General features: G+C 71.4%; 21 protein-coding genes and 1 pseudogene. 16 read left to right on the plus strand and 6 right to left on the minus strand.

Annotated features, from left to right (window positions below; genetic code table 11):
• The first annotated feature begins 121 nt into the window (after positions 1-121).
• The 10 genes from ACFY0K_RS33975 to ACFY0K_RS34020 all read left to right on the plus strand — a co-directional run bounded on the left by ACFY0K_RS33975 (position 122) and on the right by ACFY0K_RS34020 (position 8,714).
• Positions 122-1,075, plus strand: coding sequence for a Rossmann-like and DUF2520 domain-containing protein (locus ACFY0K_RS33975; protein ID WP_382729344.1), 954 nt, complete (start codon positions 122-124; stop codon positions 1,073-1,075).
• On the plus strand, positions 1,072-2,073 hold the full coding sequence (gene panC, locus ACFY0K_RS33980; protein ID WP_390643028.1) for a pantoate--beta-alanine ligase: 1,002 nt from the start codon (positions 1,072-1,074) through the stop codon (positions 2,071-2,073). Before ACFY0K_RS33975 ends, panC begins: the two co-directional genes overlap by 4 nt.
• Positions 2,070-3,818 (plus strand): L-aspartate oxidase, encoded by a 1,749-nt coding sequence (locus ACFY0K_RS33985; protein WP_390643029.1) that lies wholly within the window; start codon positions 2,070-2,072, stop codon positions 3,816-3,818. Before panC ends, ACFY0K_RS33985 begins: the two co-directional genes overlap by 4 nt.
• A 5-nt stretch (positions 3,819-3,823) precedes the next feature.
• The gene (nadC, locus tag ACFY0K_RS33990) at positions 3,824-4,801 is read left to right on the plus strand and encodes a carboxylating nicotinate-nucleotide diphosphorylase (RefSeq protein WP_390643030.1); all 978 of its coding nucleotides are present in this window, start codon (positions 3,824-3,826) and stop codon (positions 4,799-4,801) included.
• A 4-nt stretch (positions 4,802-4,805) separates the two neighbouring features.
• Positions 4,806-5,603, plus strand: a complete 798-nt coding sequence (locus ACFY0K_RS33995) for a type III pantothenate kinase (protein WP_089099902.1) — start codon at positions 4,806-4,808, stop codon at positions 5,601-5,603.
• 500 nt (positions 5,604-6,103) lie between these two features.
• The gene (locus tag ACFY0K_RS34000) at positions 6,104-6,721 is read left to right on the plus strand and encodes a hypothetical protein (protein WP_351960966.1); all 618 of its coding nucleotides are present in this window, start codon (positions 6,104-6,106) and stop codon (positions 6,719-6,721) included.
• Positions 6,722-6,804: 83 nt separating this feature from the next.
• Entirely contained in the window at positions 6,805-6,984 is a 180-nt protein-coding gene (locus tag ACFY0K_RS34005; protein WP_351960930.1) for a hypothetical protein, read from the plus strand.
• Positions 6,985-7,121: 137 nt separating this feature from the next.
• A complete protein-coding gene (locus ACFY0K_RS34010; protein WP_390643031.1) occupies positions 7,122-7,547 on the plus strand; it encodes a BlaI/MecI/CopY family transcriptional regulator in 426 nt (141 codons plus the stop codon).
• Positions 7,548-7,556: 9 nt separating this feature from the next.
• Positions 7,557-8,090, plus strand: a complete 534-nt coding sequence (locus ACFY0K_RS34015; protein ID WP_351960932.1) for an amino-acid N-acetyltransferase — start codon at positions 7,557-7,559, stop codon at positions 8,088-8,090.
• A gap of 288 nt (positions 8,091-8,378) precedes the next feature.
• A complete protein-coding gene (locus tag ACFY0K_RS34020; protein ID WP_351960933.1) occupies positions 8,379-8,714 on the plus strand; it encodes an Lsr2 family protein in 336 nt (111 codons plus the stop codon).
• On the opposite strand, the gene ACFY0K_RS34025 is transcribed toward ACFY0K_RS34020, so the two are convergent.
• Positions 8,693-9,367 (minus strand): SCO3374 family protein, encoded by a 675-nt coding sequence (locus ACFY0K_RS34025; RefSeq protein ID WP_390643032.1) that lies wholly within the window; start codon positions 9,365-9,367, stop codon positions 8,693-8,695. The genes ACFY0K_RS34020 and ACFY0K_RS34025 overlap by 22 nt on opposite strands.
• A 430-nt stretch (positions 9,368-9,797) precedes the next feature.
• Here ACFY0K_RS34025 and ACFY0K_RS34030 point away from each other — a divergent pair, with 430 nt between their 5' ends.
• Positions 9,798-12,323, plus strand: a complete 2,526-nt coding sequence (locus tag ACFY0K_RS34030) for an ATP-dependent Clp protease ATP-binding subunit (RefSeq protein ID WP_351960935.1) — start codon at positions 9,798-9,800, stop codon at positions 12,321-12,323.
• A 52-nt stretch (positions 12,324-12,375) separates the two neighbouring features.
• Here ACFY0K_RS34030 and ACFY0K_RS34035 read toward each other — a convergent pair whose 3' ends face one another.
• From ACFY0K_RS34035 to ACFY0K_RS34045, 3 genes are all read right to left on the minus strand, one after another.
• Positions 12,376-15,432, minus strand: a complete 3,057-nt coding sequence (locus ACFY0K_RS34035) for an NACHT domain-containing protein (protein ID WP_390643033.1) — start codon at positions 15,430-15,432, stop codon at positions 12,376-12,378.
• A gap of 47 nt (positions 15,433-15,479) precedes the next feature.
• A complete protein-coding gene (locus tag ACFY0K_RS34040; protein ID WP_390643034.1) occupies positions 15,480-16,082 on the minus strand; it encodes an HAD family acid phosphatase in 603 nt (200 codons plus the stop codon).
• 143 nt (positions 16,083-16,225) lie between these two features.
• Positions 16,226-19,252, minus strand: coding sequence for an NACHT domain-containing protein (locus tag ACFY0K_RS34045; protein WP_390643035.1), 3,027 nt, complete (start codon positions 19,250-19,252; stop codon positions 16,226-16,228).
• Positions 19,253-19,636: 384 nt separating this feature from the next.
• Between ACFY0K_RS34045 and ACFY0K_RS34050 the strand changes: the two genes are divergently transcribed.
• Positions 19,637-20,188 carry a M23 family metallopeptidase gene (locus tag ACFY0K_RS34050; protein WP_390643036.1) on the plus strand — a complete coding sequence of 184 codons (552 nt, stop codon included), beginning with the start codon at positions 19,637-19,639 and terminating at the stop codon, positions 20,186-20,188.
• A 7-nt stretch (positions 20,189-20,195) separates the two neighbouring features.
• On the opposite strand, the gene ACFY0K_RS34055 is transcribed toward ACFY0K_RS34050, so the two are convergent.
• Positions 20,196-20,792: a TetR/AcrR family transcriptional regulator gene (locus ACFY0K_RS34055; protein WP_388604648.1), complete on the minus strand. Its 597-nt coding sequence runs from the start codon at positions 20,790-20,792 to the stop codon at positions 20,196-20,198.
• Positions 20,793-20,940: 148 nt separating this feature from the next.
• Between ACFY0K_RS34055 and ACFY0K_RS34060 the strand changes: the two genes are divergently transcribed.
• From ACFY0K_RS34060 to ACFY0K_RS34075, 4 genes and pseudogenes are all read left to right on the plus strand, one after another.
• Entirely contained in the window at positions 20,941-22,539 is a 1,599-nt protein-coding gene (locus ACFY0K_RS34060) for an MDR family MFS transporter (protein WP_390643037.1), read from the plus strand.
• A gap of 84 nt (positions 22,540-22,623) precedes the next feature.
• Positions 22,624-23,085 carry a helix-turn-helix transcriptional regulator gene (locus ACFY0K_RS34065; RefSeq protein ID WP_390643071.1) on the plus strand — a complete coding sequence of 154 codons (462 nt, stop codon included), beginning with the start codon at positions 22,624-22,626 and terminating at the stop codon, positions 23,083-23,085.
• A 32-nt stretch (positions 23,086-23,117) separates the two neighbouring features.
• The gene (locus ACFY0K_RS34070) at positions 23,118-23,549 is read left to right on the plus strand and encodes a VOC family protein (protein WP_351960941.1); all 432 of its coding nucleotides are present in this window, start codon (positions 23,118-23,120) and stop codon (positions 23,547-23,549) included.
• A 2-nt stretch (positions 23,550-23,551) separates the two neighbouring features.
• Positions 23,552-23,812 (plus strand): annotated as a pseudogene (locus tag ACFY0K_RS34075) (class I SAM-dependent methyltransferase); the annotation flags it as partial.
• A gap of 10 nt (positions 23,813-23,822) precedes the next feature.
• Here ACFY0K_RS34075 and cseC read toward each other — a convergent pair.
• Positions 23,823-25,175, minus strand: coding sequence for a two-component system sensor histidine kinase CseC (gene cseC, locus ACFY0K_RS34080; protein ID WP_390643038.1), 1,353 nt, complete (start codon positions 25,173-25,175; stop codon positions 23,823-23,825).

Consider the following 25,175-nt stretch of genomic DNA (forward strand, 5'->3'; position numbering starts at 1 on the left):
GCCGGTGTGATCCGTCACCCACAGCCTGTGGACGACCGATCGGCCCCGGACCGGATAGCGTTAACATGACGAGAAATCGTCCGGTACCCAGAGCGGACTGGAACGGGAAGGCCACCCTCGCGTGAGTACAGTCCAACAGCCAGACCCGAGTGACCGCCCCGCGCGGCTCACCGTCGGCGTGGTCGGCGCCGGCCGGGTGGGTCCCGCGCTGGCCGCGTCCCTGCAGCTCGCCGGGCACCGCCCGGTGGCCGTCTCCGGGGTCTCCGACGCCTCCCGGCGGCGCGCCGAGGCGATGCTGCCCGACGTCCCGCTGGTGCCCCCCGCCGAGGTCCTCCAGCGCGCCGACCTGGTCCTGCTGACCGTCCCGGACGACGCCCTGCCCGGCCTGGTCGCCGGTCTCGCCGAGACCGGCGCCGTGCGCCCTGGCCAGCTGCTCGTGCACACCTCCGGGCGATATGGCGCGAAGGTCCTGGACCCGGCCCTGCGCGCGGGCGCGCTGCCGCTGGCCCTGCACCCGGCGATGACCTTCACCGGGACGCCGGTGGACGTGCAGCGGCTGGCGGGCTGCTCGTTCGGGGTCACAGCGCCCGAGGAGCTGCGGCTGGCCGCCGAGGCCCTGGTCATCGAGATGGGCGGCGAACCGGAGTGGATCTTCGAGGAGAACCGCCCGCTCTACCACGCGGCCCTCGCCCTCGGCGCCAACCACCTTGTCACCCTGGTCGCGCAGGCCATGGAGCTGCTGCGCACCGCCGGCGTGGAGGCCCCCGACCGGATGCTCGGGCCGCTGCTCGGCGCCGCCCTGGACAACGCCCTGCGCTCCGGTGACGCGGCGCTGACCGGGCCGGTCGCGCGTGGGGACGCGGGCACCGTCGCCGCGCATGTCACGGAGTTGCGCAGACACGCCCCACAGGCCGTCGACGGCTACCTGGCGATGGCCCGCGCGACCGCCGACCGCGCGCTCGCGCACGGCCTGCTGAAGCCGGAGCTCGCCGAGGACCTGCTCGGCGTCCTCGCCAACGGCGACGGCGGCAACGGCACGACCGGTACCGACGGCACCGAGGGGAACTCCCGATGAGCACCGCCCTGCTGCGCACCGCCGACGAACTGCACGCGCGCGTCCGGCACGGCCGCCGTGCCGTCGTGATGACCATGGGCGCCCTGCACGAGGGCCACGCCACCCTGATCCGGGCCGCGCGCGAGATCGCGGGCCCGGACGGCGAGGTCGTCGTCACCGTCTTCGTCAACCCGCTCCAGTTCGGTGCCGGCGAGGACCTCGAGCGCTACCCGCGCACCCTGGACGCCGACCTGAAGATCGCCGAACAGGCCGGCGCGGACGTGGTGTTCGCCCCTTCCGTCGACGAGGTCTACCCGGGCGGGGAGCCCCAGGTGCGGGTCACCGCCGGTCCCATGGGCACGGTCCTGGAGGGCGCCTCCCGCCCCGGGCACTTCGACGGCGTCCTCACCGTCGTCGCCAAGCTGCTGCACCTCACCCGCCCCGACGCGGCCCTGTTCGGGCAGAAGGACGCCCAGCAGCTGGCCGTGATCCGGCGCATGGTGCGCGACCTGAACTTCGGCATCGAGATCGTCGGCGTGCCGACCGTCCGCGAGTCCGACGGGCTCGCGCTGTCCAGCCGCAACCGCTACCTGTCGGCCGACGACCGGCGCACGGCGCTCACGCTGTCCCGCGCGCTCTTCGCCGGGCGCGACCGGCACGCGGCACAGGAGGCGCTGCGCGCGCGGGCGCTCGAGGTGCCGTCCACGCGGGCGCGTGCCGAGGCGCTCAGCGCCATAGGCGAGTCCCGGGCGGCCGCCGACGCGCACGCCGTCGCCAAGGCCGTGCCGAACGCCGCCGCGGCGGTCCGCGCGGCCGCCCGCCAGGTCCTGGACGAGGCCGTCCACTTCGACCCGCCGCTCGAACTGGACTACCTCGCCCTGGTCGACCCGTCCGACTTCACCGAGATCGACGACGACTTCACCGGAGAGGCCGTCCTCGCCGTCGCCGCCCGGGTCGGGACGACCCGGCTGATCGACAACCTTCCGCTCACCTTCGGAACCCTCGGAGCCGCCTCGTGACCAGCACAGGCACCAGCAGCACCGGCACCAGCACCGGCATACGACTGCACGCGCCCGCCCCCGGGTGGAGCATCTCGGCGGACGTGGTCGTCGTCGGGTCCGGGGTGGCCGGCCTGACCGCGGCCCTGCGCTGCCAGGCCGCCGGGCTCACCACCGTCGTCGTCACCAAGGCCCGCCTGGACGACGGCTCCACCCGCTGGGCGCAGGGCGGCATCGCCGCGGCCCTGGGCGAAGGCGACACTCCCGAGCAGCACCTCGCGGACACCCTGGTGGCCGGCGTCGGCCTCTGCGACGAGGACGCCGTACGGATCCTCGTCACCGAGGGCCCTGGCGCGGTTCGGCGGCTCATCGACACCGGCGCGATCTTCGACGAGTCCTCGGGGGGCGGGCTCGACCTCACCCGCGAGGGCGGCCACCACCGGCGCCGGATCGCGCACGCGGGCGGCGACGCCACCGGCGCCGAGGTCTCCCGGGCCCTGGTGGAGGCGGTACGCGCGCGTGGGCTGCGCACCTTCGAGAACGCGCTCGTCCTGGACCTGCTGACGGACGCCGAGGGCCGTACGGCCGGCGTCACCCTGCACGTCATGGGCGAGGGCCAGCACGACGGCGTGGGCGCCGTGCACGCCCCCGCGGTCGTCCTCGCCACGGGCGGCATGGGCCAGGTTTTCTCCGCGACCACCAACCCGTCGGTGTCGACCGGCGACGGCGTGGCGCTCGCCCTGCGGGCCGGCGCGGAGGTCAGCGACCTCGAGTTCGTCCAGTTCCATCCGACCGTGCTCTTCCTCGGCCCGGACGCGGAGGGCCAGCAGCCGCTGGTCTCCGAGGCGGTGCGCGGTGAGGGCGCCCACCTGGTCGACGCGGACGGCACCCGCTTCATGGTGGGGCAGCACGAACTGGCCGAGCTGGCGCCCCGGGACATCGTCGCCAAGGGCATCATGCGGCACATGCAGGAGCGGGACGCCGAGCACATGTACCTCGACGCCCGGCACTTCGGCGCCGACATGTGGGAGCACCGCTTCCCCACCATCCTGGCCGCCTGCCGGGCCAACGGCATCGACCCGGTCACCGAGCCCATCCCGATAGCGCCCGCCGCCCACTACGCCTCCGGGGGCGTACGCACCGACGCGCGTGGGCGCACGACCGTCCCCGGGCTCTACGCGTGCGGCGAGGTCGCGTGCACCGGCGTGCACGGCGCGAACCGGCTCGCCTCCAACTCCCTCCTCGAAGGCCTCGTCTACGCCGAGCGCATCGCCGCCGACATCACGGCGGCCCGCGCGGAGCACGGCCTGCACGCGCGCGTGCCCGCACCGGTCGCGCACCCCGAGAAGCCCGCGCACCCGCTGCTCGCCCCCGAGACCCGCTTCGCCATCCAGCGGATCATGACCGAGGGCGCCGGCGTGCTGCGCTCCGAGGAGTCCCTGGCCAGGGCCGCCGCACAGCTCCAGCGGCTGCACGCGGACGCCCGCGACGCCCTGGACGAGAACGGCAAGACCGCCGAGCCCGGCGTCGACACCTGGGAGGCCACCAACCTCCTGTGCGTCGCGCGTGTGCTCGTCGAGGCGGCCCGCCGCCGCGAGGAGACCCGCGGCTGCCACTGGCGCGAGGACCACGCCGACCGCGACGACGCCCGCTGGGGGCGGCACATCGTCGTACGGCTGAATCCCGACCGGACGCTGGCCGTCGGCACCACCGACACCGCAGACTTCCCCCCTACCCGGCCGCACCAGCCACACCAGGAGCAGTGACAGACGTGAGCACCAACGACCTTCCCCTCGCCGACGGCGGCGGCTGCGGCGACGGCTGTGCCTGTGGCGCCGAGGGCGACGAGGAGTACCTGGAGTGCGGGCTCGACCCCGCGCTCGCCGAACTGCTGGCCGCCGCCGGGCTCGACCCCATCGAGGTCGAGGACGTCGCCAACGTGGCCGTCCAGGAGGACCTGGCGGGCGGCCTGGACGTGACGACCGTCGCGACCATCCCCGAGGAGGCGGTGGCGACCGGCGACTTCGTCGCGCGCGAGGCCGGTGTCGTGGCGGGCCTCAGGGTCGCCGAGGCCGTCGTCTCCGTGGTCTGCACCGACGAGTTCGAGGTCGAGCGGCACGTCGAGGACGGCGACCGGGTCGAGGCCGGGCAGCCGCTGCTGTCGATCACCACCCGCACCCGCGACCTGCTCACCGCCGAGCGCAGCGCGCTGAACATCCTGTGCCGGCTGTCCGGCATCGCGACCGCCACGCGCGCGTGGGCGGACGCCCTGGAGGGCACGCAGGCACGCGTGCGCGACACCCGGAAGACCACTCCGGGGCTCCGCTCCCTGGAGAAGTTCGCGGTGCGCAGCGGCGGCGGCGTCAACCACCGCATGTCGCTCTCCGACGCTGCCCTCGTCAAGGACAACCACGTGGTCGCCGCGGGCGGCGTCGGCCAGGCCTTCAAGGCCGTCCGGGAGGCCTTCCCGGACCTGGCGATCGAGGTCGAGGTCGACACCCTGCACCAGCTGCGCGAGGTCGTCGACGCGGGCGCCGACCTGATCCTGCTGGACAACTTCACGCCGATGGAGTGCGAGGAGGCCGTCGCGATCGTCGACGGGCGCGCGCTCCTGGAGGCGTCCGGGCGGCTCACGCTGGACAACGCGCGGGCGTACGCCGAGACGGGCGTGGACTTCCTGGCCGTCGGCGCCCTCACCCACTCCTCGCCGATCCTGGACATCGGCCTGGACCTGCGCGAGGCGGAGTGACCCCATGCTCCTCACGATCGACGTCGGCAACACGCATACCGTCCTCGGGCTCTTCGACGGCGAGGACATCGTCGAGCACTGGCGCATCTCCACGGACGCGCGCCGTACCGCGGACGAGCTGGCGGTGCTCCTCCAGGGTCTGATGGGCATGCACCCGCTGCTCGGCGACGAGCTGGGCGACGGCATCGACGGGATCGCGATCTGCGCGACCGTGCCGAGCGTGCTGCACGAGCTGCGCGAGGTCACGCGGCGCTACTACGGCGACGTGCCGGCGGTGCTGGTGGAGCCCGGGGTGAAGACCGGGGTGCCGATCCTCACCGACAACCCCAAGGAGGTCGGCGCGGACCGGATCATCAACGCGGTCGCCGCCGTCGAGCTGTTCGGGGGGCCGGCGATCGTCGTCGACTTCGGGACGGCGACGACCTTCGACGCGGTGTCCGCGCGCGGGGAGTACGTCGGGGGTGTGATCGCGCCCGGGATCGAGATCTCCGTGGAGGCGCTGGGCGTCAAGGGCGCGCAGCTGCGGAAGATCGAGGTGGCGCGGCCGCGGAGTGTGATCGGGAAGAACACGGTGGAGGCCATGCAGGCGGGCATCGTGTACGGGTTCGCCGGGCAGGTCGACGGGGTGGTCGGGCGGATGGCGCGGGAGCTGGCGGACGATCCGGACGATGTGACGGTGATCGCGACGGGTGGGTTGGCGCCGATGGTGCTGGGGGAGTCGTCGGTGATCGACGAGCATGAGCCGTGGCTGACGCTGGTGGGGTTGCGGCTGGTGTACGAGCGGAACGTGTCGCGGATGTGAGCGTGCGGGGGGTTTCTCGCCCCCGCCGCCCCTACCCGTCCCGTCCTTCCAGGGGGTGGGCCCCCTGCGACCGCCCGTTTCGGGGGCTGCCGCCCCCGGACCCCCGCATCGGCCTGCGGCCTCGTCCTCAAACGCCGGACGGGCTGTGACGTGGTGCCGGCCGGCCGTCGTCCTCAAACGCCGGACGGGCTGGAGAGTGGGGGTGCGGGCCGCTCGTCGTCCTCAAGCTTCGGACGGGCTGGGATGTGGGGCCGGCCCGGGCGCTGCCCTCAGGCGCCGGACGGGTTGGGATGTGGGGCCGGCCGGGCGTTGCCCTCAGGCGCCGGGCGGGCTGGCAAGTGGGGGGTGTGGGTCGGTCGTCGTTCTCGAACGCCGGGCGGGCTGAAAGTGGGGGGCTGAGCGGGTGGACGGTGTGCGCCACACCCCGGTCCCTATGTCGAGTTTGTCTGATTTACGCGTATCTTCGGTCCATGCCCACGCCATACGGATCCCGCGGCGGCATGGCGTTCGGTGCGGAGGAGCTGCGTGTGCTCCGCCGTGCTCTCGCCCTCGCCCTTCACCCCGGTCCCGTCTCCGCCGAGGACGTCAAGGACTGTCATCGGCTCGCCGAGTCGCTCGACGAGGCGATCGGCGAGGGGGCTCGGCTGCGCGCCTTCCTGGTGGCCGATCTGGCCCGGTACCGGGCCGCCCTGCCGGGGACCGTCGTCGGTTACCTCGCCCTTCTGGAGGAGGCGCTGGCGGCCGGGCACCGGCCCACCCCGGACGACCTCGCCGCGCTGCGGGCGCTGCGGGGGAATGCCGGCGCCGCCGCTCTGCTGGGCCGCTGCCAGGAGCTCGCCGAGCACGACGTGCGGGCCCGGCTCGCCCAGGGGGCGCGGAAGGTACCGGCACCGGCCGTTCCAGCCTCCAGGGTCCGGCTGACGGCTCTGCCGGGCGGAGTGGCCAAGGAACCGGAGAAGAAGCCCAAGGAGAAGCCCGCCGAGCGGCCCGCGCCGCGGCCCGCGGCTCCCGAGCCCACCGCGCCGAAGCGGCCCATCCCCACGCCGGGCGAGGTCTTTCCGCGGCGCCGGCCCGCCGCGCCGCCCGCCGGGCCCCCGCAGCAGCTCGCCGCGGGCTGAGAAAACGGCAGCTGGCGGGGGGTTGCGGCGTGGTTCGCCCACCCCGCCCCTTTCGCCCGGTCCGACGTGGCTAATCTGGTCCCATGGACTACGTCTCCGCGCTCGTGCCTCCGGTCGTCATGGCCATCTTCTTCATCGGGCTGGTCCGGGTGATCGTGAAGACCCAGGGCGGCGCCGCCAAGGCCAAGGAGGACGCCGCCGTCGACGCGGCCTTCGCGGAGAACGCCCGCCAGGCCGCGGTCTCCAAGGCCGACGGCGTCTGAGAGCCGGCCCGCGCCCGCCGGGCGTACCGCACTTTCCGAGCCGTACGCCCCTTTTGTTCGCCTCTGTCGGTGAAAGTGCACGTCCGGCACGCCATTGGCGGGATCTCCCACTATTGTTCTGAGTTGTGCCTCGCCCATTGGGAGAACTCGAAGACGCGGTCATGACGCGGGTGTGGAAGTGGAACCGCCCGGTGACCGTTCGAGAAGTCCTGGAAGACCTTCAGCAGGAACGGTCCATCGCCTACACCACGGTGATGACCGTCTTGGACAATCTCCATCAGAAGGGCTGGGTCCGGCGGGAGGCCGAAGGGCGCGCCTATCGATATGAGGCCGTCTCCACCCGGCCCGCCTACGCCGCCGCCCTGATGAACGAGGCCTGGTCGCAGAGCGACAACCCGGCCGCCGCGCTCGTCGCCTTCTTCGGGATGATGAGCGACGAACAGCGGCAGGCCCTCCGGGACGCCGTACGCATCGTGCAGGGTCCGGAACGCAGCGATAGGGAAGACCGGGAAGCCCCGCAAGGGGAGAACCCCGGCTCGGTGACGGACACCGGCGGGCGATAGCGTCCGCTCATGTCAGCGACGCGCCCCGAAGTCACCGCGAAAGCCATCACCGTCCGGCGGGCCCGGACCAGCGATGTCCCGGCCGTGCGCCGCCTCCTCGACGTGTACGTTCGCGACCGCATCCTGCTCGACAAAGCCATGGTGACGCTTTACGAGGACATCCAGGAGTTCTGGGTCGCGGAACGCGACGACAACGCCGAGGTGGTCGGCTGCGGCGCACTGCACGTGATGTGGGAAGACCTCGCGGAAGTGCGCACTCTCGCGGTGAACCGCAGCCTCAAGGGCGCCGGTGTCGGTCATCAGTTGCTGGAGAAGTTGCTGGAGACCGCACGTTGGCTTGGTGTTCGCCGCGTTTTCTGTCTGACCTTCGAAGTCGAGTTCTTCGGGAAGCACGGCTTCGTGGAGATCGGCGAGACACCCGTGGACACCGATGTCTACGCGGAGCTGCTGCGTTCCTATGACGAGGGTGTCGCGGAGTTCCTCGGACTCGAACGAGTGAAACCGAACACCTTGGGCAACAGTCGGATGCTTCTGCATCTGTGATCGCCGAGAGGGATCGCGGCGGACAAGGGCCGTCGAGGCAGAGATGGGCGGAGATGGGGCGGAGATCCGCCCGCTATTCCGGGCATCCCCCCTTGCCCCGGTTCCCTATGTCCGAAACGCGCATGTTTCCGGGTGGGAGCGGGCCCCTCGGCCTCTCCCAGGGGTTTGTGTTTTTCCCGCAAAAGCGGTTTGCTTTCCGACGTACTGCAGTACTGCATATAACAGGGGGCGGCGAAACGGCGGGCGCCGCACACCCCGGCCCTGAAGTTATCGATGAAAGGAAATCCGGTGGCACAGAAGGTTCAGGTCCTTCTTGTCGACGACCTCGACGGCGGCGAGGCGGACGAGACCGTGACGTTCGCGTTGGACGGCAAGACCTACGAGATCGACCTCACGACCGCCAATGCGGACAAGCTGCGCGGCCTTCTCGACCCCTATGTCAAGGGCGGCCGGCGTACCGGTGGCCGTGCTTCCGGCGGACGCGGAAAGGTCCGTGCGGCTTCCGGCGGCAGCCAGGACACCGCGCAGATTCGCGCGTGGGCCAAGGAGAACGGTTACGACGTCAACGACCGTGGCCGTGTTCCGGCGACGATTCGCCAGGCCTACGAGGACGCGAACGCCTGACTGTCCTGCGGCCCGCGGCCCGAGCGCCGCAGCCGGAGGCGGTGGCACTCCGTGGCCAGCGTGTTCACCAGTCGTACGAGATCGGGGGCGCCTCCGACGCCCCCCATGGCCGACAGTGTCGGCAGCGAGGCCTCGACCTCGCACCCCGACTCGGGGGGCCGCAACCAGACGGCGGCCCCCTGCACGGGCCCGGCCGGGTCCTCGGTGGATCCGGAAGGCGGCCGGATCCCGCCGACCGACGGCCCGGGCCGGACCGGGGCGTCCATCGCGCCCCCGGCGCCCAGCGCCCGCACGCCGGGATCGAGGGCCGGCGCGCCCCACTCCAGCCAGGCCAGCAGCCCAGGCAGCTCCTCCGCGCTGCCGGCGGCCACCAGCAGCCGCATCCGGCCGCCCTGAAGGGCCACCGGAGAGCCCGGCACCAGGTGCCCGAGCGCCCGCACACCCGCCCGCGCCGGCACCTCCAGCACGTCGAATCGCACGCCCGTGACCAGCCGCAGCGGCTCTCCGGGCACCTCGGGCACCGTCGGCCACCCCAGATCGTTCTCGTACCAGTGCCGGAAGGCGTCCGGACCGGAGCCGGCGCCGGAAGCGGAATTGAACGGACGGCGAGGGTGAGGGACCGTTGAAGCGGCCAGAGGTGCTGTGCCAGCCATGCCAGGCGCAACCGCCACGAAGCCGTGCGAGTTACGCTGGGTGCGCGTGCGGCTGCGCAGAGTTCCGCGAACGGGGGCGTCCGGGGGTCCGGAGAGACGCAAGGTTGTTCGCCCGTAGCGGAGGGACCGGGGGCCCACGGCATGGACTGTCAGTAGCAGCGGGTAAGACATCCCTAGTGGGAGGGGGCGACACGCAGGCGAGGCCGTCTCACGTTCGCCATCGGCGTACTGGAGGAAAGGGTAACTGCCTGGCCTGCGGGAACATCGTCTCGCACCATCGGGTTGGAGCAGATGTCGGCGTTCGGGGTCAGGAGGCCATCGACGGTGTCGGCAGTTGGAATGAGCGGTCCCCGCTTGCGGGACTAAGCTGCGGAAGGACAGAGAGGGGAAGTTCCCCCCACTGCCTGACCGCTCTGAGGAGCGATTAACGATGTTCGAGAGGTTCACCGACCGCGCGCGGCGGGTTGTCGTCCTGGCTCAGGAAGAAGCCCGGATGCTCAACCACAACTACATCGGCACCGAGCACATCCTCCTGGGCCTGATCCACGAGGGTGAGGGTGTCGCCGCCAAGGCCCTTGAGAGCCTCGGGATTTCGCTCGAGGCGGTCCGCCAGCAGGTGGAGGAGATCATCGGCCAGGGCCAGCAGGCCCCGTCCGGGCACATTCCCTTCACCCCCCGTGCCAAGAAGGTCCTGGAGCTGTCGCTCCGCGAGGCCCTTCAGCTGGGTCACAACTACATCGGCACGGAGCACATCCTGCTCGGCCTGATCCGTGAGGGCGAGGGCGTCGCCGCCCAGGTCCTGGTCAAGCTGGGCGCTGATCTCAACCGGGTGCGGCAGCAGGTCATCCAGCTGCTCTCCGGCTACCAGGGCAAGGAGACCGCCACCGCCGGCGGCCCTGCCGAGGGCACCCCCTCGACGTCCCTGGTCCTCGACCAGTTCGGCCGGAACCTCACCCAGGCCGCTCGTGAGTCCAAGCTCGACCCGGTCATCGGGCGCGAGAAGGAGATCGAGCGGGTCATGCAGGTGCTGTCCCGCCGTACCAAGAACAACCCGGTCCTGATCGGTGAGCCCGGCGTCGGCAAGACCGCCGTCGTCGAGGGCCTCGCCCAGGCCATCGTCAAGGGCGAGGTGCCCGAGACCCTCAAGGACAAGCACCTCTACACCCTGGACCTCGGCGCCCTGGTCGCCGGCTCCCGCTACCGCGGTGACTTCGAGGAGCGCCTGAAGAAGGTGCTCAAGGAGATCCGCACCCGCGGCGACATCATCCTGTTCATCGACGAGCTGCACACGCTGGTCGGTGCGGGTGCCGCCGAGGGCGCCATCGACGCGGCTTCCATCCTGAAGCCGATGCTGGCCCGCGGTGAGCTGCAGACCATCGGTGCCACCACCCTGGACGAGTACCGCAAGCACCTGGAGAAGGACGCGGCCCTGGAGCGCCGTTTCCAGCCCATCCAGGTCGCCGAGCCGTCCCTGCCGCACACGATCGAGATCCTCAAGGGTCTGCGTGACCGGTACGAGGCCCACCACCGGGTCTCCATCACGGACGAGGCGCTGGTCCAGGCCGCCACCCTGGCCGACCGGTACATCTCGGACCGCTTCCTGCCGGACAAGGCGATCGACCTGATCGACGAGGCCGGTTCCCGGATGCGCATCCGCCGGATGACCGCGCCGCCGGACCTGCGCGAGTTCGACGAGAAGATCGCCGCCGTCCGCCGGGACAAGGAGTCCGCGATCGACTCGCAGGACTTCGAGAAGGCCGCCTCCCTCCGCGACAAGGAGAAGCAGCTCCTGGCCGCCAAGGCCAAGCGGGAGAAGGAGTGGAAGGCCGGCGACATGGACGTCGTCGCCGAGGTCGACGGCGAACTGATCGCCGAGGTCCTCGCCACGGCCACCGGCATCCCGGTCTTCAAGCTGACCGAGGAGGAGTCCTCCCGTCTGCTGCGCATGGAGGACGAGCTCCACAAGCGGGTCATCGGCCAGGTCGACGCCGTCAAGGCGCTGTCGAAGGCGATCCGCCGTACGCGTGCCGGTCTGAAGGACCCGAAGCGCCCCGGTGGCTCGTTCATCTTCGCCGGCCCGTCCGGTGTCGGTAAGACCGAGCTGTCCAAGGCCCTCGCCGAGTTCCTCTTCGGTGACGAGGACGCGCTGATCTCCCTCGACATGTCGGAGTTCAGCGAGAAGCACACGGTGTCGCGGCTCTTCGGTTCGCCCCCCGGCTACGTGGGCTACGAGGAGGGCGGCCAGCTGACCGAGAAGGTCCGCCGCAAGCCGTTCTCCGTCGTCCTCTTCGACGAGGTGGAGAAGGCCCACCCGGACATCTTCAACAGCCTGCTGCAGATCCTGGAGGACGGTCGCCTGACCGACTCCCAGGGCCGGGTCGTGGACTTCAAGAACACGGTCATCATCATGACGACCAACCTCGGCACCCGGGACATCTCCAAGGGCTTCAACCTGGGCTTCGCGGCCACGGGTGACACCAAGTCCAACTACGAGCGCATGAAGAACAAGGTCCAGGACGAGCTCAAGCAGCACTTCCGGCCCGAGTTCCTCAACCGCGTCGACGACGTGGTCGTCTTCCCGCAGCTGACGCAGGAGGACATCCTGCGGATCGTCGACCTGATGATCAGCAAGGTGGACGAGCGCCTCAAGGACCGGGACATGGGCATCGAGCTCTCCCAGTCCGCCAAGGAGCTGCTGTCCAAGAAGGGCTACGACCCGGTGCTGGGCGCGCGTCCGCTGCGTCGCACGATCCAGCGCGAGATCGAGGACACGCTCTCGGAGAAGATCCTCTTCGGCGAGCTGCGCCCCGGTCACATCGTGGTCGTCGACACGGAGGGCGAGGGCGACACCAAGACCTTCACCTTCCGCGGCGAGGAGAAGTCGGCCCTCCCCGACGTCCCGCCGATCGAGCAGGCGGCCGGCGGTGCCGGGCCGAACCTGAGCAAGGAGGCGTAAGCCTCACGGCTTCGCCCTGAGGGGGCCGGTGCTTTTCGGAGCACCGGCCCCCTCAGCGTTTCACCAGGCTGACGTCCACTGCGGGGAAGCACCAGGAAAACCGGGACGTGGGAAAATCGTGCCCCGGCATGTTCTGCAGGATCACGGCGCGCACCGCGGGCAGCCGGCGTGCCAGGACGGAGAGGTCCTCGGTGCCGAGCAGCCCGGGGACGCGCAGTACCTTGACGCCGGAGAGCTCCGGCATGCGCTCGACGGACAGCGGCAGCTCCCGCAGGATCCGCGCGTTCAGATGCAGGGTCCGCAGCCCGGACAGCCCGGCCACCGCCTGCCAGTCGGCCGCCGTCAGCTCCGCGGTCAGTGGTCCGAGACTGAGATCGGTGAGGCTGCTCCAGTGCTCCAGGCCGCGCAGCCCGGTGCGGTTCGTGCTGTTCCGGCCGAGGAAGAGGAACTCCAGTGCCGCGTCGACGGGCAGCACCTCCTCGAGGCTGTCGCCCGGGAGCTCCTGTTCCACGGTGAGCCGGACGAGTGAGCCCAGCGACCTCAGGCCCGTGACGTCGGCGATCTGCCCGCAGATCAGCTCGGCGAGCGGAAGCTCCGAGAGCCGCTCCAGGCCGTGCGCCGCCGGACAGCGGGCCAGCAGCAGATCGTGCAGAGCCCCGAAGGGCGACAGATCGCCCAGGTCGGTGAGGAGCGGGTTGTCCCGCAGGTCGAGGAGGGTCACCGCCCCGGGCTCGCGGACCGCGTCCAGGATCTGGCCGACCGAGTGCCGGCCCAGGAACGCGAGACCGCGCCAAGGCCGCATCCTGGGCAGGGCGGCCCGCTGCTCAGCGGACTCACAGGTGAGATAGAGGCCGGTGCGAGGCAGCTCGTCCAGCACCTCCGACGCGTAGGCCGTGGCGTCGAAGCGGCTCCAGGTCCCCACCAGCTGCCGGCGCACGGTGAGGTCCGGGTGCTCGCGGAACCTGCGCAGCACTCCGAGGGCTCCCTCCGGCTCGTCGGCGCCGAGCAGGGAGGCGGTGACGGTGACGCTCCGTGCCTCCTGCCCCGTCAGCCCCTCGGGCCCGGGCAGCAGCTCCAGCACCAGGGGCCCGGCCTCCGCGAGCACCTTCGCGTCCTCCGTGGTCCGCGGCGGGATCAGCTCCGCGGCCCGCCGCTCCACCTCCGCCCGCACGCCCGCGTCCAGCGCCACCGCATGCTCCAGGCAGGCGAGCGCCAGCAGCGTCAGCCGGGGCGACCGAGCGGCGAGCAACCGCCGTAGCAGCGAGGCCCGTTCCCCGGGCCGGGCGTGGGCCACGGCCATGCGGATCACGTCCTCCCACTGGGTGTCCTCCGCGTGGCCGGCGAGGACGTCCAGATGGCCCTCCTCCACCGCGTACCGGGCGCCCAGGTAGTCCTGGAAGGTGCGGTGGACGAAGTCCAGGACGCCGTCGGCGGGCTGCCGGACCAGTCCGCTGCGCAGCAGCAGGGTGCGCAGCACGGTCCAGGCGTTCGGGTTGCCGGGCAGTGCGACGACCGGCAGGCTGCGGTCCACGATCGCCTCGGCCGTGTCCAGGTCCATCTCGGTACGGCCGCTCAGCACCAGCGCGTACGCGAGCCGTTGCAGCAGCTCCAGCTGGGCCTCCTCGCCCAGCTCCACCTCGTCCACCGCCGCCAGGCCCCGCTCCCGGTCCCGGCGCGTCAGCAGCATCGTGAGGGCGGCGTCGTACAACTCCTTGCGCCCGGTGGGGAGATAGCCGCGCCGCTCCCGGTGCAGGGCGCAGATCAGGCCGCACATCAAGGGGTTGGTGGCGAGGCGGGCCAGGTCGCGTTTGGTACGCAGAGAGTCGAGGAGCGGGCCCTCGAACTGCGGGGCGTCGGCCGCCGTGTGCCAGCGGTGGACGAAGGTCGTCACGTCCGCGCGGCGCATGGGGGCCAGGGTGAGCTCGCTGAAGCCCTGCGCGGCGAGCCAGTCGGGGCGGACCGCGGTGGGACGGGAGGTCAGCAGCCAGCGGTTGCCCGGGAAGGCGTGGACGAGGGAGAGCAGCCAGTCGCGGACGCGGTACCGGTCGTTGGCGGGGATCTCGTCCAGCCCGTCGACGAGGATCAGGCCGCGGCCCGCGGTGAGGACGCGTTCCGCCCAGCCCTCGGGCGCCGACAGCGGGCCGCCCACCGCCGTCAGGAAGGCCGCTGGGGCGGGGAAGGGGTCCGCGCCGCGGATCACGGTGCGCAGCGGAAGGACGTACGGGATGTGCGTGCCCTCGCGTGCCGCCGTCACCGCCAGCCACTGCACCAGCGTCGTCTTGCCGGAGCCCGCGTCGCCGCGCAGCAGGACGCGGTCGTGGGTGAGCAGGGCCTCCTCGGCGGGGAGCTGGACGGTGACCGGGGCCGCGCCGGGGCCGTCACCGGGGACGGCGCTGTCGTCGGCGGTCGTCGCCTCCAGGCTGAGATAGGCCACTTCGAGCGGCCAGCGGTCGGGGGAGTCCCGCAGGTCGATGCCGTAGATGGTGATGTGGTTGTGGCGTTCGGCGACGTGGGCGCGGTAGCGGCGCTCGAACGCGGTGTCGCGGGAGCCGGGGCGCGGCGAGCGGGCGAGCAGCTGGTCGACCTTGGCGATGAGTTCGGCATCGGCCCGGGCCTGTTCCACCAGGGTGCGGGCCACGAAGGTGGAGCGGCGGGTGAAGAACTCCAGGATCTGCAGGCAGGCCCACTCGGTCGCGGAGTCGAGGAAGTGGCAGGCGTCGGAGGAGAGGCCGTCGGGCGCGGGTGCCGCGCGCGTCAGCTTCGCGGCCAGTTCGACGTGGCCCAGCCGTACCGCCTGCACGTCGTCCATGTCGAGATCGCCGAACGCGAGCAGCCTGCGGGCCAGTGCGTCGGCGACGGCGATCTGTTCCCCGGTCCGGAAGGGCGGTTCACCGGGTGAGTCGACCGCCTGCCGGACCAGGTGTTCGGCGAGCTTGTGCACGTCCTTCTCGACCAGTGCGCGTTTCTCGCCGCGGAAGGACACCAGGCTCTTCAGCCGCACCGGCCGGTCCACCAGCCCCGCGCCCGGCCCGTCGGCCACGAACAGTTTCTTCAGCAGCGGGCCCATCAGGCTCGACGCCAGCTTGCCGCCCAGTACCGCCGGCTCCATCCGCCCACCCCCGTGATTTCCGTGAACGGATGGAGCCTAGCGGTGGGTCAGGACAACTGGCCGTTGTAGTCCGGCAGTTTGAACGTCTTGTCGGCGTGGCCGCCCGAGAGGTCGGTGGCGCTGTTGCCGATGTTCGCGATGATGTCGTAGCCCTTGTTCTCGATGTCGACGCGCTGGGCGGTCTTGTAGGCGGCGACGTCCTTGAAGAGGTCGAGGAAGCCGCGGACGTAGAGGCCGGAGACCTGGTAGCCGTCGTGTTCGAGGTTGTACTCGGTGGGCAGGTAGATGATGCCGGGGCGCGCGGTGACGAAGAACAGGGAGACGCCGTGCTCCTGGGCGTACCTGGCGACGTTCAGGACCGGCTTGTTGGCCGGCTGGGGGTAGCTGAAGCCGAAGTCGGTCTCCAGGGTGGTGTTGTCGATGTCGAAGACGATCGCCTGCTTCTCGCCCGGCTCGGCGGCGGCGATGCGCTGCTTCAGGTAGGGCAGGGCCTGGTCCATCACGGACTGGCAGTCCTGTTGCCAGGTGGCGTAGTCGACCGTGGTGGAGCTGCTCTCCGTCGCGGCCTGGGCCGGCGCGGCCAGTCCGGCGAGCGCGGCCACGGAGACGGCGGTGACGGCTGTGCGGCGGATCCAGGTGCCTGTGGTCATCGGTGTGGGGTGTCCTCTCACGTCCGTAGGCGTGCCGGATGGCAGGTACATGATCTGAGGCCCGGGTGGCGCGGGGGGAACTGCGGGGTTACCGGAGGGTAATCCGGGCTGAGAGGCCGATCACACGGTGCGGGCCGTGGACGTCACTCGTGGTTGCCGCGGCGGGCCGCCGCGGCAACCCGCACCGACACGCCGGGGAAGAGCTCGGTCAGCAGCCCGCTGTCCTTGCGGGGGTCGTAGCCCGGCCGCAGCAGGAGGCGCAGCACGCGCAGCGCCGGGAACGCGGCCGGCAGGGACCTCAACTGCCGCTCCGTGCCGAGGTCGTAGACGTGGAGAGTGGTGACCTGGGGGAGGACGAGCCCGGCCTGCGCGGAGACGGCGGCATGCTGGGCCGACAGTCCGGCCTTGGCGAGCAGCGGCAGCTCCGCCAGGCCGGCGAGGAAGACCTCGGGCGGGCACTCGGTGACGTACAGCGTCTCCAGCAGGCGGAAACGGGTCAGGACCGACAGGTCCCTGACGGTGCCGCGCAGGTCGAGCCGGGTCAGCTGGTCCCGGTCCAGATGGGCGGTCAGGTCCTCCGGGGCGAAGTCGCCCTCCAGTTGCATCCAGCGACGGCCGCCCATCGCACGTACGGCCGCGAGTTCGGCGGCGGAGTGCGCGACCAGGTACAGGTCGTCGTGGCGGAGCCGGGCGATCACCTCCCGTCCGTACACCTCCGTGTCGAACCGGTGCCAGGAGCCCGAGAGCTGCTTGCGGACCTGCCAGGAGGGGTGCTCGGCGAACTCCGCGAGGTACGGGATCGCCGTGTCGGTGCCGATCAGCGAGGCGGTGATGACGCAGAGGTGGGCCGCCTCGACGGCGCCGTCGGCCCCGCGGGCCTCCGCCCCGGAGGAGGCGAGCTGCTCCGGGGCCGGCAGGAAGTCGAGGATGAGAGGGCCGACGGCCGCCAGTTCGTAGGCGGCCTCCAGGTCGCGCGGGGGTACCAGCCCGGCGACACCGTTCTCGATGGCGGTGCGCACCGACGGGTCCAGTTCGGTGGCCTGCTCCAGGCAGGACGCGGCGAGCAGCAGGGCGCGCGGGGAGTCCGCGCGCAGCAGCTCGCCCAGGACCTGACCGCGCTCGCGCGGCCGGCCCTGGGCCACCGCCATGCGGATGACGTCCTCCCACTGGTCGTCGGCGGCATGTTTGTGGACCATCCCGAAGGTGCCCTCGTCGAGCAGGGCCCTGGCTCCCAGGAAGTCCTGGAAGGTGCGGTGGCAGAAGTCGATGGTGTCGGTGGACGGGGCGCGCAGCAGACCGCTGCGGTTCAGCAGATGGGCCAGCACCGTGTCGGCGTCGCCGAGCGCGGCCGCTTCGGGCAGGGCGGGCAGCGCCTTGTCGATCTCGGCGACGGCCCGTTCCCGGGCCATCTCCGTCCGGCCGTCCTTGATGAGCCAGTACGCCAGCCGCTGCAGGATCTGCAACTGCGGTTCCTCCCGCAGCTCCGGGCTCTGCATCCCGCGCTCCCGGTCGCGGCGGGCCAGCAGCATGGTGAGGGCGGCCTCGTACAACTCCTTGCGGCCGAGCGGGAGGAAGCCGCGGCGGTCGCGGTGCAGGGCGCAGATCAGCCCGCACATGAGGGGGTTGGTGGCGAGCCGGCCGAGATCGGGTTTCGTGCGTACGGCATGGATCAGCTGGGCCTGGTAGCGGTCGAGGTCGCTGTCGTCCCCCGGCGCGGCCGGCCGGGCGGCGGTGTGCCAGCGCCGGACGAAGGAGACCACGTCCTCCGGCCGCATCGGGGACAGCACCAGTTCGGTGAAGGCCTCGTCCGCCAGCCAGTCCTCCCGGACGGCGGACGGCCGGGAGGTGATCAGCCACCGGTTGCCCGGATACGCGTCGACCAGGTCCACGAGCCAGGCCCGGGCCAGTGCCCGCTCGGCCTCGGGCACCTCGTCGATTCCGTCGACGAGGACGAGCCCCCGGCCGGCGGCCAGGACCCGAGCCTCCCAGCCGGCCGGCTGCTCCCCGGCGATCGCCGCGCCCACGGCGTCGAGGAAGTGCTGCGGCGCGGGCAGCCGCCCCCCGTGCCGGGTCAGGGAGCGCAGCGGCAGGACGAACGGGATGCGGTCGCGCAGGTACGTCATGCGCCCGCTGTCTCCGGTGGGGCGGGCGGCGGAGACGGCCAGCCACTGGATGAGGGTGGTCTTGCCCGATCCGGCCTCCCCCCGCAGCATGATGCGCTCGTGGTCGGCCAGGGCCTCGTCCGCCGGGAGCGGGATGCGGGAGGTCTGATGCAGGGCGGCCAGGGAGGCGGTGCGGTAGACGGCGTGTTCGAGGGTGGCCCTGGCCTGGTGGACGCGTTCCCGGGCGGTCTGGCCCTGCCCCGCGGTCGCCGCCTGCCGTAACGCGTTCTCCGCCGCGATGAGGGTCCGTTCCGCGGTCCGCCGGGCCGTGTCGAAGTAGACGATCTCCTCGGCCAGGCCGCTGGGCGCGGTCGCCTGCAGGCTCAGGTACGCGGCGTCCAGCGGCCAGCGGCCGGGCGAGTTGATCAGGTCGATGCCGTAGATGAACAGCTTGCTGTGCTTCCTGGCGAGGTACGCGAGATAGCGGCGCTCGAACGCGCTGTCGTGCCCGTCCCGGCGGGGGGTGCGGGCGATCAGCTCGTCCACCCGGGCGATCAGTTCGGCCTGGCCACGGACCTGTTCCACCAAAGTGCGGGCGACAAAGGAGGAGCGCCGGGTGAAGAAGTCGACCACATGCACGCAGGCCCACTCGGTGGCCGAGTGCAGGAAGTGCCCGGCGTCGGCGGAGAGCTGCTGCGCCGGGCCCCGGCGCAGCAGCTCCCGGGCGAGTTCGCCGTGGCCCAGGCGGACCGCCTGGACGTCGTCCATGTCGAGGTCGCCGAGCGCGAGCAGGGTACGGGCGAGGGCGTCGGTGACGGCTGTCTCCTCGTCGGCCGGGAAGGGGAGCTCCCCCGGGGACCGGAGGGCCTGGCGGACGAGGACGCCGGCGATCTTGTACACGTCCGCTTCGGTCAGCGTGCGCTTCTCTCCCCGGAAGGACACCAGGGCGGACACCCGTACGGGCCGTTCCACCAGGCCGGCGCCGGCCGCGTCACGTACGAAGAGGCGCTTCACGAGCGGAGCGACAAGGCTCGACGCGAGCTTCGTGCCGAGTACCGCCGGATCCATCCGCGCCCACCCCCGCAGTCGTGCGAATGCCGGTCAGCGTAGTGCCCGTCACATTTCGGTGGGTGCGGATCACGGGGACCGGTGACATACCGCACGGGTGAAACGGCCCTTACCAAGAGGGATAGTAGAGCCCGATATCGGGTCGGAAGGAGCTTTTGCCCGGAAGGTGTCGGCGAGGAGCCGAGGTCGGGGCGGGGGTGGTGGCCCAAGCGGCATATGTCAAGAAACAGTCAGTTTTCGGTTTTCTTACTAGCAAGCCTCGTAGCTGCGGGGGCTTGGGCGAAGGCCTGCCTCCGGGTTACCAAGAGATGCCCCGTTCGGCGGCCACCCCTGTGGGCCGGTGCCGTCGGAGGGGGGTCCTGCTGCCTACTCCACGAGGTTCCGATGTCCCTGCGCGCCACTCTCCGCTCCCCCCGTACGTCCTCGCTCCGCAGGCGGGCCGCCGTTCTGGCCGCCGGTGCCGGGGTCACGGCCGTGGTGGGCTCGGGGGTCGCGTCGGCCGCCACCTCCAGCGCCGCCGCCTGGGTCGACCCGGTGAAGAAGTACACGCTCTCCGCGACCTTCAACCAGGCCGGCGGCATGTGGTCCGCCCGGCACAGCGGTCAGGACTTCGCGGTGCCGAGCGGCACCGAGGTCGTCGCGGCGCACGGCGGCACCGTCGTCAAGGCCGGCGGCAACGGCGCCGGCGACGGTCCCGCGTACGGCAACGCCATCGTCGTCAAGCACGGCAACGGCCAGTACTCGCAGTACGCCCACCTGTCCCGCATCGACGTCAGGGTCGGCCAGATCGTCAAGACCGGTCAGCACATCGCCCGCTCGGGCAACACCGGCAACTCCTCGGGCCCGCACCTGCACTTCGAGATCCGTACGACCCCGAACTACGGTTCCGCGGTCGACCCCGTCGCCTTCCTGCGCGCCAAGGGCCTGACCGTCTGAGCGGCGGTCACGCGGGGTGTGAGCCCCGGTGGGCCTGGGTCACCAGGTCCACGGCGACCTCCAGGACGGCCTCGCGCTTCTTCCTCGGGTCGCCCTCGATGTCCTGCATCACGAACATGCCGGCGTGCAGCGTGAAGAGCGCGCTGATGCAGCGGATCTGGTCGGTCAGCGCCGCGTCCGGGTCGATGATGATGTTCCGCAGGCCGCGCATCCGGTCCTTGAAGGTGTCGCCGATCTTCAGCTCGCGGACCGTCGCCTGGTTCTCCTGCATGAACCGGAACAGCGGCTCGGCGGCGCCCAGCGCCGCGTGGTAGCGCCGTACGATCTCCTGCTTGGTCTCCAGGGTGTGCGGCTGGCCCTTGCCCCACTCGATCAGGTCCTCGATCGGCCGCGTCAGGTCCTCGAAGACGCTGACCAGGATCTCTTCCTTGGTCTTGAAGTGGTAGTACAGGGCCGCCTTGGTCACGTCGAGGTGCTCGGCGATCTCCCGCAGGGAGGTCTTCTCGTAGCCCTGCTCGGCGAAGAGTTCGAGCGCCACGTCCTGGATGCGCTGGCGGGTGTTCCCGCGGCGCTGCTGCTTGGTGCCGTCCATGGTGACGCTCATCCTCTTACTCCTCGCACTCCCGCGAAAACTTGCTTGCCGCCCGGCTAGTAAACTTACTTGACGCCCGGCTAGTAACGGGTCTAACTTCCGAGTGTACTGAACTAGCCGGGCGGCAAGTAAGTAGCTGTCGCCAGGGGGAGTGGGAGAGATGGCGGACACCCAGGCGGCCGAGACCGGCCAGGAGACACCGGAGGCCCCGGCAGCGGCCGAGACGCCGCAGAAGGAGCCCAAGAGCGTACGGGTCGTGATGCTCGCGCTCATGGTCGCGATGATGCTCGCGATGCTCGACAACATGATCGTGGGCACCGCGATGCCGACCATCGTCGGCGAGCTGGGCGGTCTGGAGCACCTGTCGTGGGTCGTGACCGCGTACACCCTCGCGACCGCGGCGGCCACCCCCCTCTGGGGCAAGCTCGGTGACATGTACGGGCGCAAGGGCGCCTTCATGACCTCCATAGTCATCTTCCTGATCGGCTCCGCGCTCAGCGGCATGGCCCAGGACATGGGCCAGCTGATCGGGTTCCGGGCCGTCCAGGGCCTCGGCGCCGGCGGCCTGATGGTCGGCGTCATGGCGATCATCGGCGACCTCGTGCCGCCCCGCGAGCGCGGCAAGTACCAGGGCATGATGGCCGGCGTCATGGCGCTCGCCATGATCGGCGGCCCGCTGGTCGGCGGCACCATCACCGACAACTGGGGCTGGCGCTGGGCCTTCTACATCAACCTGCCGCTCGGCGTGGTCGCGCTGGCCGCCATCAGCGCCGTCCTGCACCTGCCGAAGAAGCGGAACAAGACGCGCATCGACTACCTGGGCGCCGCGCTGCTGACCCTCGGCATCACCTCGATCGTGCTGGTCACCACCTGGGGCGGCTCCCAGTACGCCTGGACGTCCGCGCGGATCATGGAACTGATCGCCATCGGCGTGGTCGCCCTGATCGGCTTCGTCTTCTGGCAGACCAAGGCCGCCGAGCCGGTCCTGCCGCTGCACATCTTCCGCAGCCGCAACTTCACCCTGATGTCGATCATCGGCTTCATCGTGGGCTTCGTGATGTTCGGCGCCACGCTGTTCCTGCCGCTCTACCAGCAGTCCGTGCAGGGCGCGTCCGCGACCAACTCCGGTCTGCTGCTGCTCCCGATGCTCGGCGCGATGCTCGTGACCTCGATGGTCGCCGGCCGGGTCACCACCAACACCGGCCGCTACAAGATCTTCCCCCTGGTGGGCGGCGTGCTGCTCGCCATCGGCCTGTACCTGCTGTCCACCATGGACACGGACACCACCCGGTTCATCTCCGGTGTGTACATGGCCGTCGTCGGCCTCGGCATGGGCTGCCTGATGCAGATCACCATGCTGGTCGCGCAGAACAGCGTGGAGATGAAGGACATGGGCGTCGCGTCCTCGTCCACCACCCTGTTCCGTACGCTCGGCTCGTCCTTCGGTGTCGCCATCATGGGCGCGATCTTCAACGACCGGGTCAAGGCGGTCATGGCCGAGCGGGCCGGCTCGCTGGGCTCGAAGATCACCGAGCAGTCGGCGCAGCTGGACGCGAAGAGCCTGGCGAAGCTGCCGGCGGCGGCGCGCGAGGCGTACCAGCACGCGGTGTCGGCCGGTACCCACTCGGCGTTCCTGCTCGGTTCCGTGATCGCCGTGCTGGTGCTGGTGGCGGCGGTCTTCGTGAAGGAGGTCCCGCTGCGGGGCGGGCCGCAGAAGGCGGACGAGGCGGCACCGATGCCGGCGGTCGAGGCGGTCTGAGACCGGGTGCGGGGGTTCTTGGGGCTGCTGCCCCGGGGCCCCCGCTTCGTCGTTCCCGGGCCGAGAATTGACGGCGTGGACAAACTGCGGCAGCTGCGCCTCGCCAAGGACGCCATGGACCGGGACTGGGCCGACCCGGCCCTGGACCTCGACGCGGTCGCCGCGCACGCCGGGTACTCGCGCTACCACTTCCTGCGGGCCTTCAAGGCGGCGTACGGCGAGACCCCCGGCCAGTACCTGACGCACCGCAGGATCGAGCGGGCGGAAGAGCTGCTCCGCAGCGCGGACCTCGGCGTCACCGAGATCTGCCACCTGGTCGGCTTCAGCAGCCTCGGCACCTTCTCGGCGAGGTTCAAGGCCCGCACCGGGCTGAGCCCCACCGAGTACCGGACCGAGCACGTCGGCCGCGGTGCCTCCCTCATCCCCGGCTGCTACGCCCTGCTCTGGGCCGGCGGGTTCCCGGCCAGAAGCGCAACTTCCGAGAAGCGCGCCCCGGACCCGGCTGCCTACGGTGACGGACAGGAACAGCGACCGTCCGGCGGCTGAAGCCGAGGCCGGGCAGGCAGGAGAGCGGACCCATGATCCAGGGCCTGGCCATCACCACGGTGTGGACCTTCGACCAGCAGCGCACCAAGGCCTTCTTCACCGAGAAGCTCGGCTTCGAGGTGCGCGACGACATCGCGATGGGCGACATGCGGTGGATCACCGTAGGCGCCAAGGATCAGCCCGGTGTCGAACTCGCCCTGATGCGCCTGGACGGACCGGGCCTCGACCCCGAGTCCGCCGAAGCGCTGCGCAGGCTGGTCGCCAAGGGGGTCATGGGAGCCGGCGCCTTCCGCACGGACGACTGCCGCGGCGACTACGAGACCTTCAGGGCGCGGGGCGTCGAGTTCGTCCAGGAGCCCAAGGAACGGCCGTACGGCATCGAGGCGATCTTCCGCGACGACAACGGCAACTGGTACTCGCTGACCGAGCGCAGCGAAGAGCTCGACTTCTCCAAGGAGTTCTGAGCATGCCGGCGGAGACCGGGCCCGACCACACCGCCGTCCGCACCGCGCTGTGGTGGGCGCTGCACCTGCGCGCCGACGCGCCGCCGCACGTCATCGAGGACGAGGCCGGGCTGCGGCTCGCCGGCCCGGACGCCCCGGACGGCCGGGGCTGGCGGGCCCGCCCGGACATGGACGTCGAGGCGACCCGGCGGACCCGGGCGCCGATCGTGGCCCGGGCGCGTTTCGTGGAGGATCTGGTGGTGACCCAGGCCGGGCGCGGGGTGCACGTGAGAGTCAGCGGTTCCCCGTCTGGGTCGGGCCCGGCAGTATCGGGTAGCTGCCGGTGGCCGTCGGGGCGTGCTCCGGGAGCCACAGGACGGCCACCGCGCCCTCCGCAGGGATGTGCGCGGGTGCCCCGGCCGGGCGGATGTTGCGGAAGGTCAGGCGGGCGCCCAGGACCCGGGCCTGGCCCGCCGCGATGGTCAGGCCGAGGCCGTGGCCCTGGCCTGCCCGGTCCTCGCTGCCGGTGCGGAAGCGGCTCGGCCCCTCCGCGAGGAGTTTCTCGGGGAAGCCGGGGCCGTGGTCGCGGACCCGGATGACCCGGCCCTCGACGGTCACCTCGATGGGCGGCCTGCCGTGCCGGGCCGCGTTGGCGAGCAGGTTGAACAGCACCCGCTCCAGCCGGCGCGGGTCGGTGGTCACCTCCGACTCGTGCACCACCCGCACCTCGATCTCCGGGTCCTTCGCGGCCACCCGCCGGGCCACGAACTCGCCCAGCATGATGTCCTGCAGCTCGGCCCGCTCGGAGGCGCTGTCGAGCCGGGCCACCTCCAGCACGTCCTCTACGAGGGTGCGCATCGCCTTCGCCCGGTCCAGGACCAGTTCGGTCGGACGGCCGGGCGGCAGCAGCTCGGCCGCCGTGAGCAGGCCGGTCACCGGCGTACGCAGCTCGTGCGCGATGTCGGCCGTCACCCGCCGTTCGGCCTCAAGACGCTTTTGCAACGCGTCCGCCATGGCGTCCACGGCCCGCGCCAGGTCGTCGGTCTCGTCCCGTACCACCCCGCCGATCGCCTCCCGCACCCGCACGTCCGGCTCGCCCTGGGCGACCTGGTTGGCCGCGGCCGCCGCCTTGCGCAGCCGGACCGACAGCTGGCCGCCGATCAGCACGCCGAGCGCACTGCCACCGAGGACGACCGCGATGGACCCGATCACCAGAGCCTGGTCGAGGTCCTTCAGCACATTGCTGCTGCGGTTGGCGAACGTGCTGTGCAGGGAAAGCACCCGCCCGTCCTTGGCCTGCACCGCGGCCCAGATGTCCGGCGCGCCGCTGCCGTGGTCGACCACGTCGGTCGCCCGGCGGCCCGCGTCGACCCGCTCGCGCAGGGCCCGCGGCAGCCGGGGGTCGTCGACCTTGACGTCGGGGAAGTTCGCCCTCCCGTACAGCTCGTAGTTGCGCTGGCCGATCTGCAGCCGCTCGTTGGCCAGCTCGCGCGCGTTGTCCAGCATCGAGACCCGGGCGGCGTTGTGCACCACCAGGCTCAACGCGATCGCGACCAGCGCGCCGACCAGCGCGATCGCCGCGCTCAGCTTCCATCTGAGTCCGGTGCGCAACCCCGGACCCCGGTACCGGCTGGAGAACCCCCGCAT

This window comes from Streptomyces sp. NPDC001507 (assembly GCF_042894765.1).
In the GTDB taxonomy this organism is placed as follows: domain Bacteria; phylum Actinomycetota; class Actinomycetes; order Streptomycetales; family Streptomycetaceae; genus Streptomyces.

Bases quoted from the DNA above. Each gene is read 5' to 3' on its own strand.
- ACFY0K_RS34030 (WP_351960935.1), top strand. From the start codon at position 9,798: ATGTTCGAGAGGTTCACCGACCGCGCGCGGCGGGTTGTCGTCCTGGCT.
- ACFY0K_RS33995 (WP_089099902.1), top strand. From the start codon at position 4,806: ATGCTCCTCACGATCGACGTCGGCAACACGCATACCGTCCTCGGGCTC.
- cseC (WP_390643038.1), bottom strand. From the start codon at position 25,175: ATGCGGGGGTTCTCCAGCCGGTACCGGGGTCCGGGGTTGCGCACCGGA.
- ACFY0K_RS34060 (WP_390643037.1), top strand. From the start codon at position 20,941: ATGGCGGACACCCAGGCGGCCGAGACCGGCCAGGAGACACCGGAGGCC.
- ACFY0K_RS34055 (WP_388604648.1), bottom strand. From the start codon at position 20,792: ATGAGCGTCACCATGGACGGCACCAAGCAGCAGCGCCGCGGGAACACC.
- ACFY0K_RS34045 (WP_390643035.1), bottom strand. From the start codon at position 19,252: ATGGATCCGGCGGTACTCGGCACGAAGCTCGCGTCGAGCCTTGTCGCT.
- ACFY0K_RS34040 (WP_390643034.1), bottom strand. From the start codon at position 16,082: ATGACCACAGGCACCTGGATCCGCCGCACAGCCGTCACCGCCGTCTCC.
- ACFY0K_RS34005 (WP_351960930.1), top strand. From the start codon at position 6,805: ATGGACTACGTCTCCGCGCTCGTGCCTCCGGTCGTCATGGCCATCTTC.
- ACFY0K_RS34025 (WP_390643032.1), bottom strand. From the start codon at position 9,367: ATGGCTGGCACAGCACCTCTGGCCGCTTCAACGGTCCCTCACCCTCGC.
- panC (WP_390643028.1), top strand. From the start codon at position 1,072: ATGAGCACCGCCCTGCTGCGCACCGCCGACGAACTGCACGCGCGCGTC.
- ACFY0K_RS34015 (WP_351960932.1), top strand. From the start codon at position 7,557: ATGTCAGCGACGCGCCCCGAAGTCACCGCGAAAGCCATCACCGTCCGG.
- ACFY0K_RS34000 (WP_351960966.1), top strand. From the start codon at position 6,104: ATGGCGTTCGGTGCGGAGGAGCTGCGTGTGCTCCGCCGTGCTCTCGCC.
- ACFY0K_RS34070 (WP_351960941.1), top strand. From the start codon at position 23,118: ATGATCCAGGGCCTGGCCATCACCACGGTGTGGACCTTCGACCAGCAG.
- ACFY0K_RS34035 (WP_390643033.1), bottom strand. From the start codon at position 15,432: ATGGAGCCGGCGGTACTGGGCGGCAAGCTGGCGTCGAGCCTGATGGGC.
- ACFY0K_RS34050 (WP_390643036.1), top strand. From the start codon at position 19,637: ATGTCCCTGCGCGCCACTCTCCGCTCCCCCCGTACGTCCTCGCTCCGC.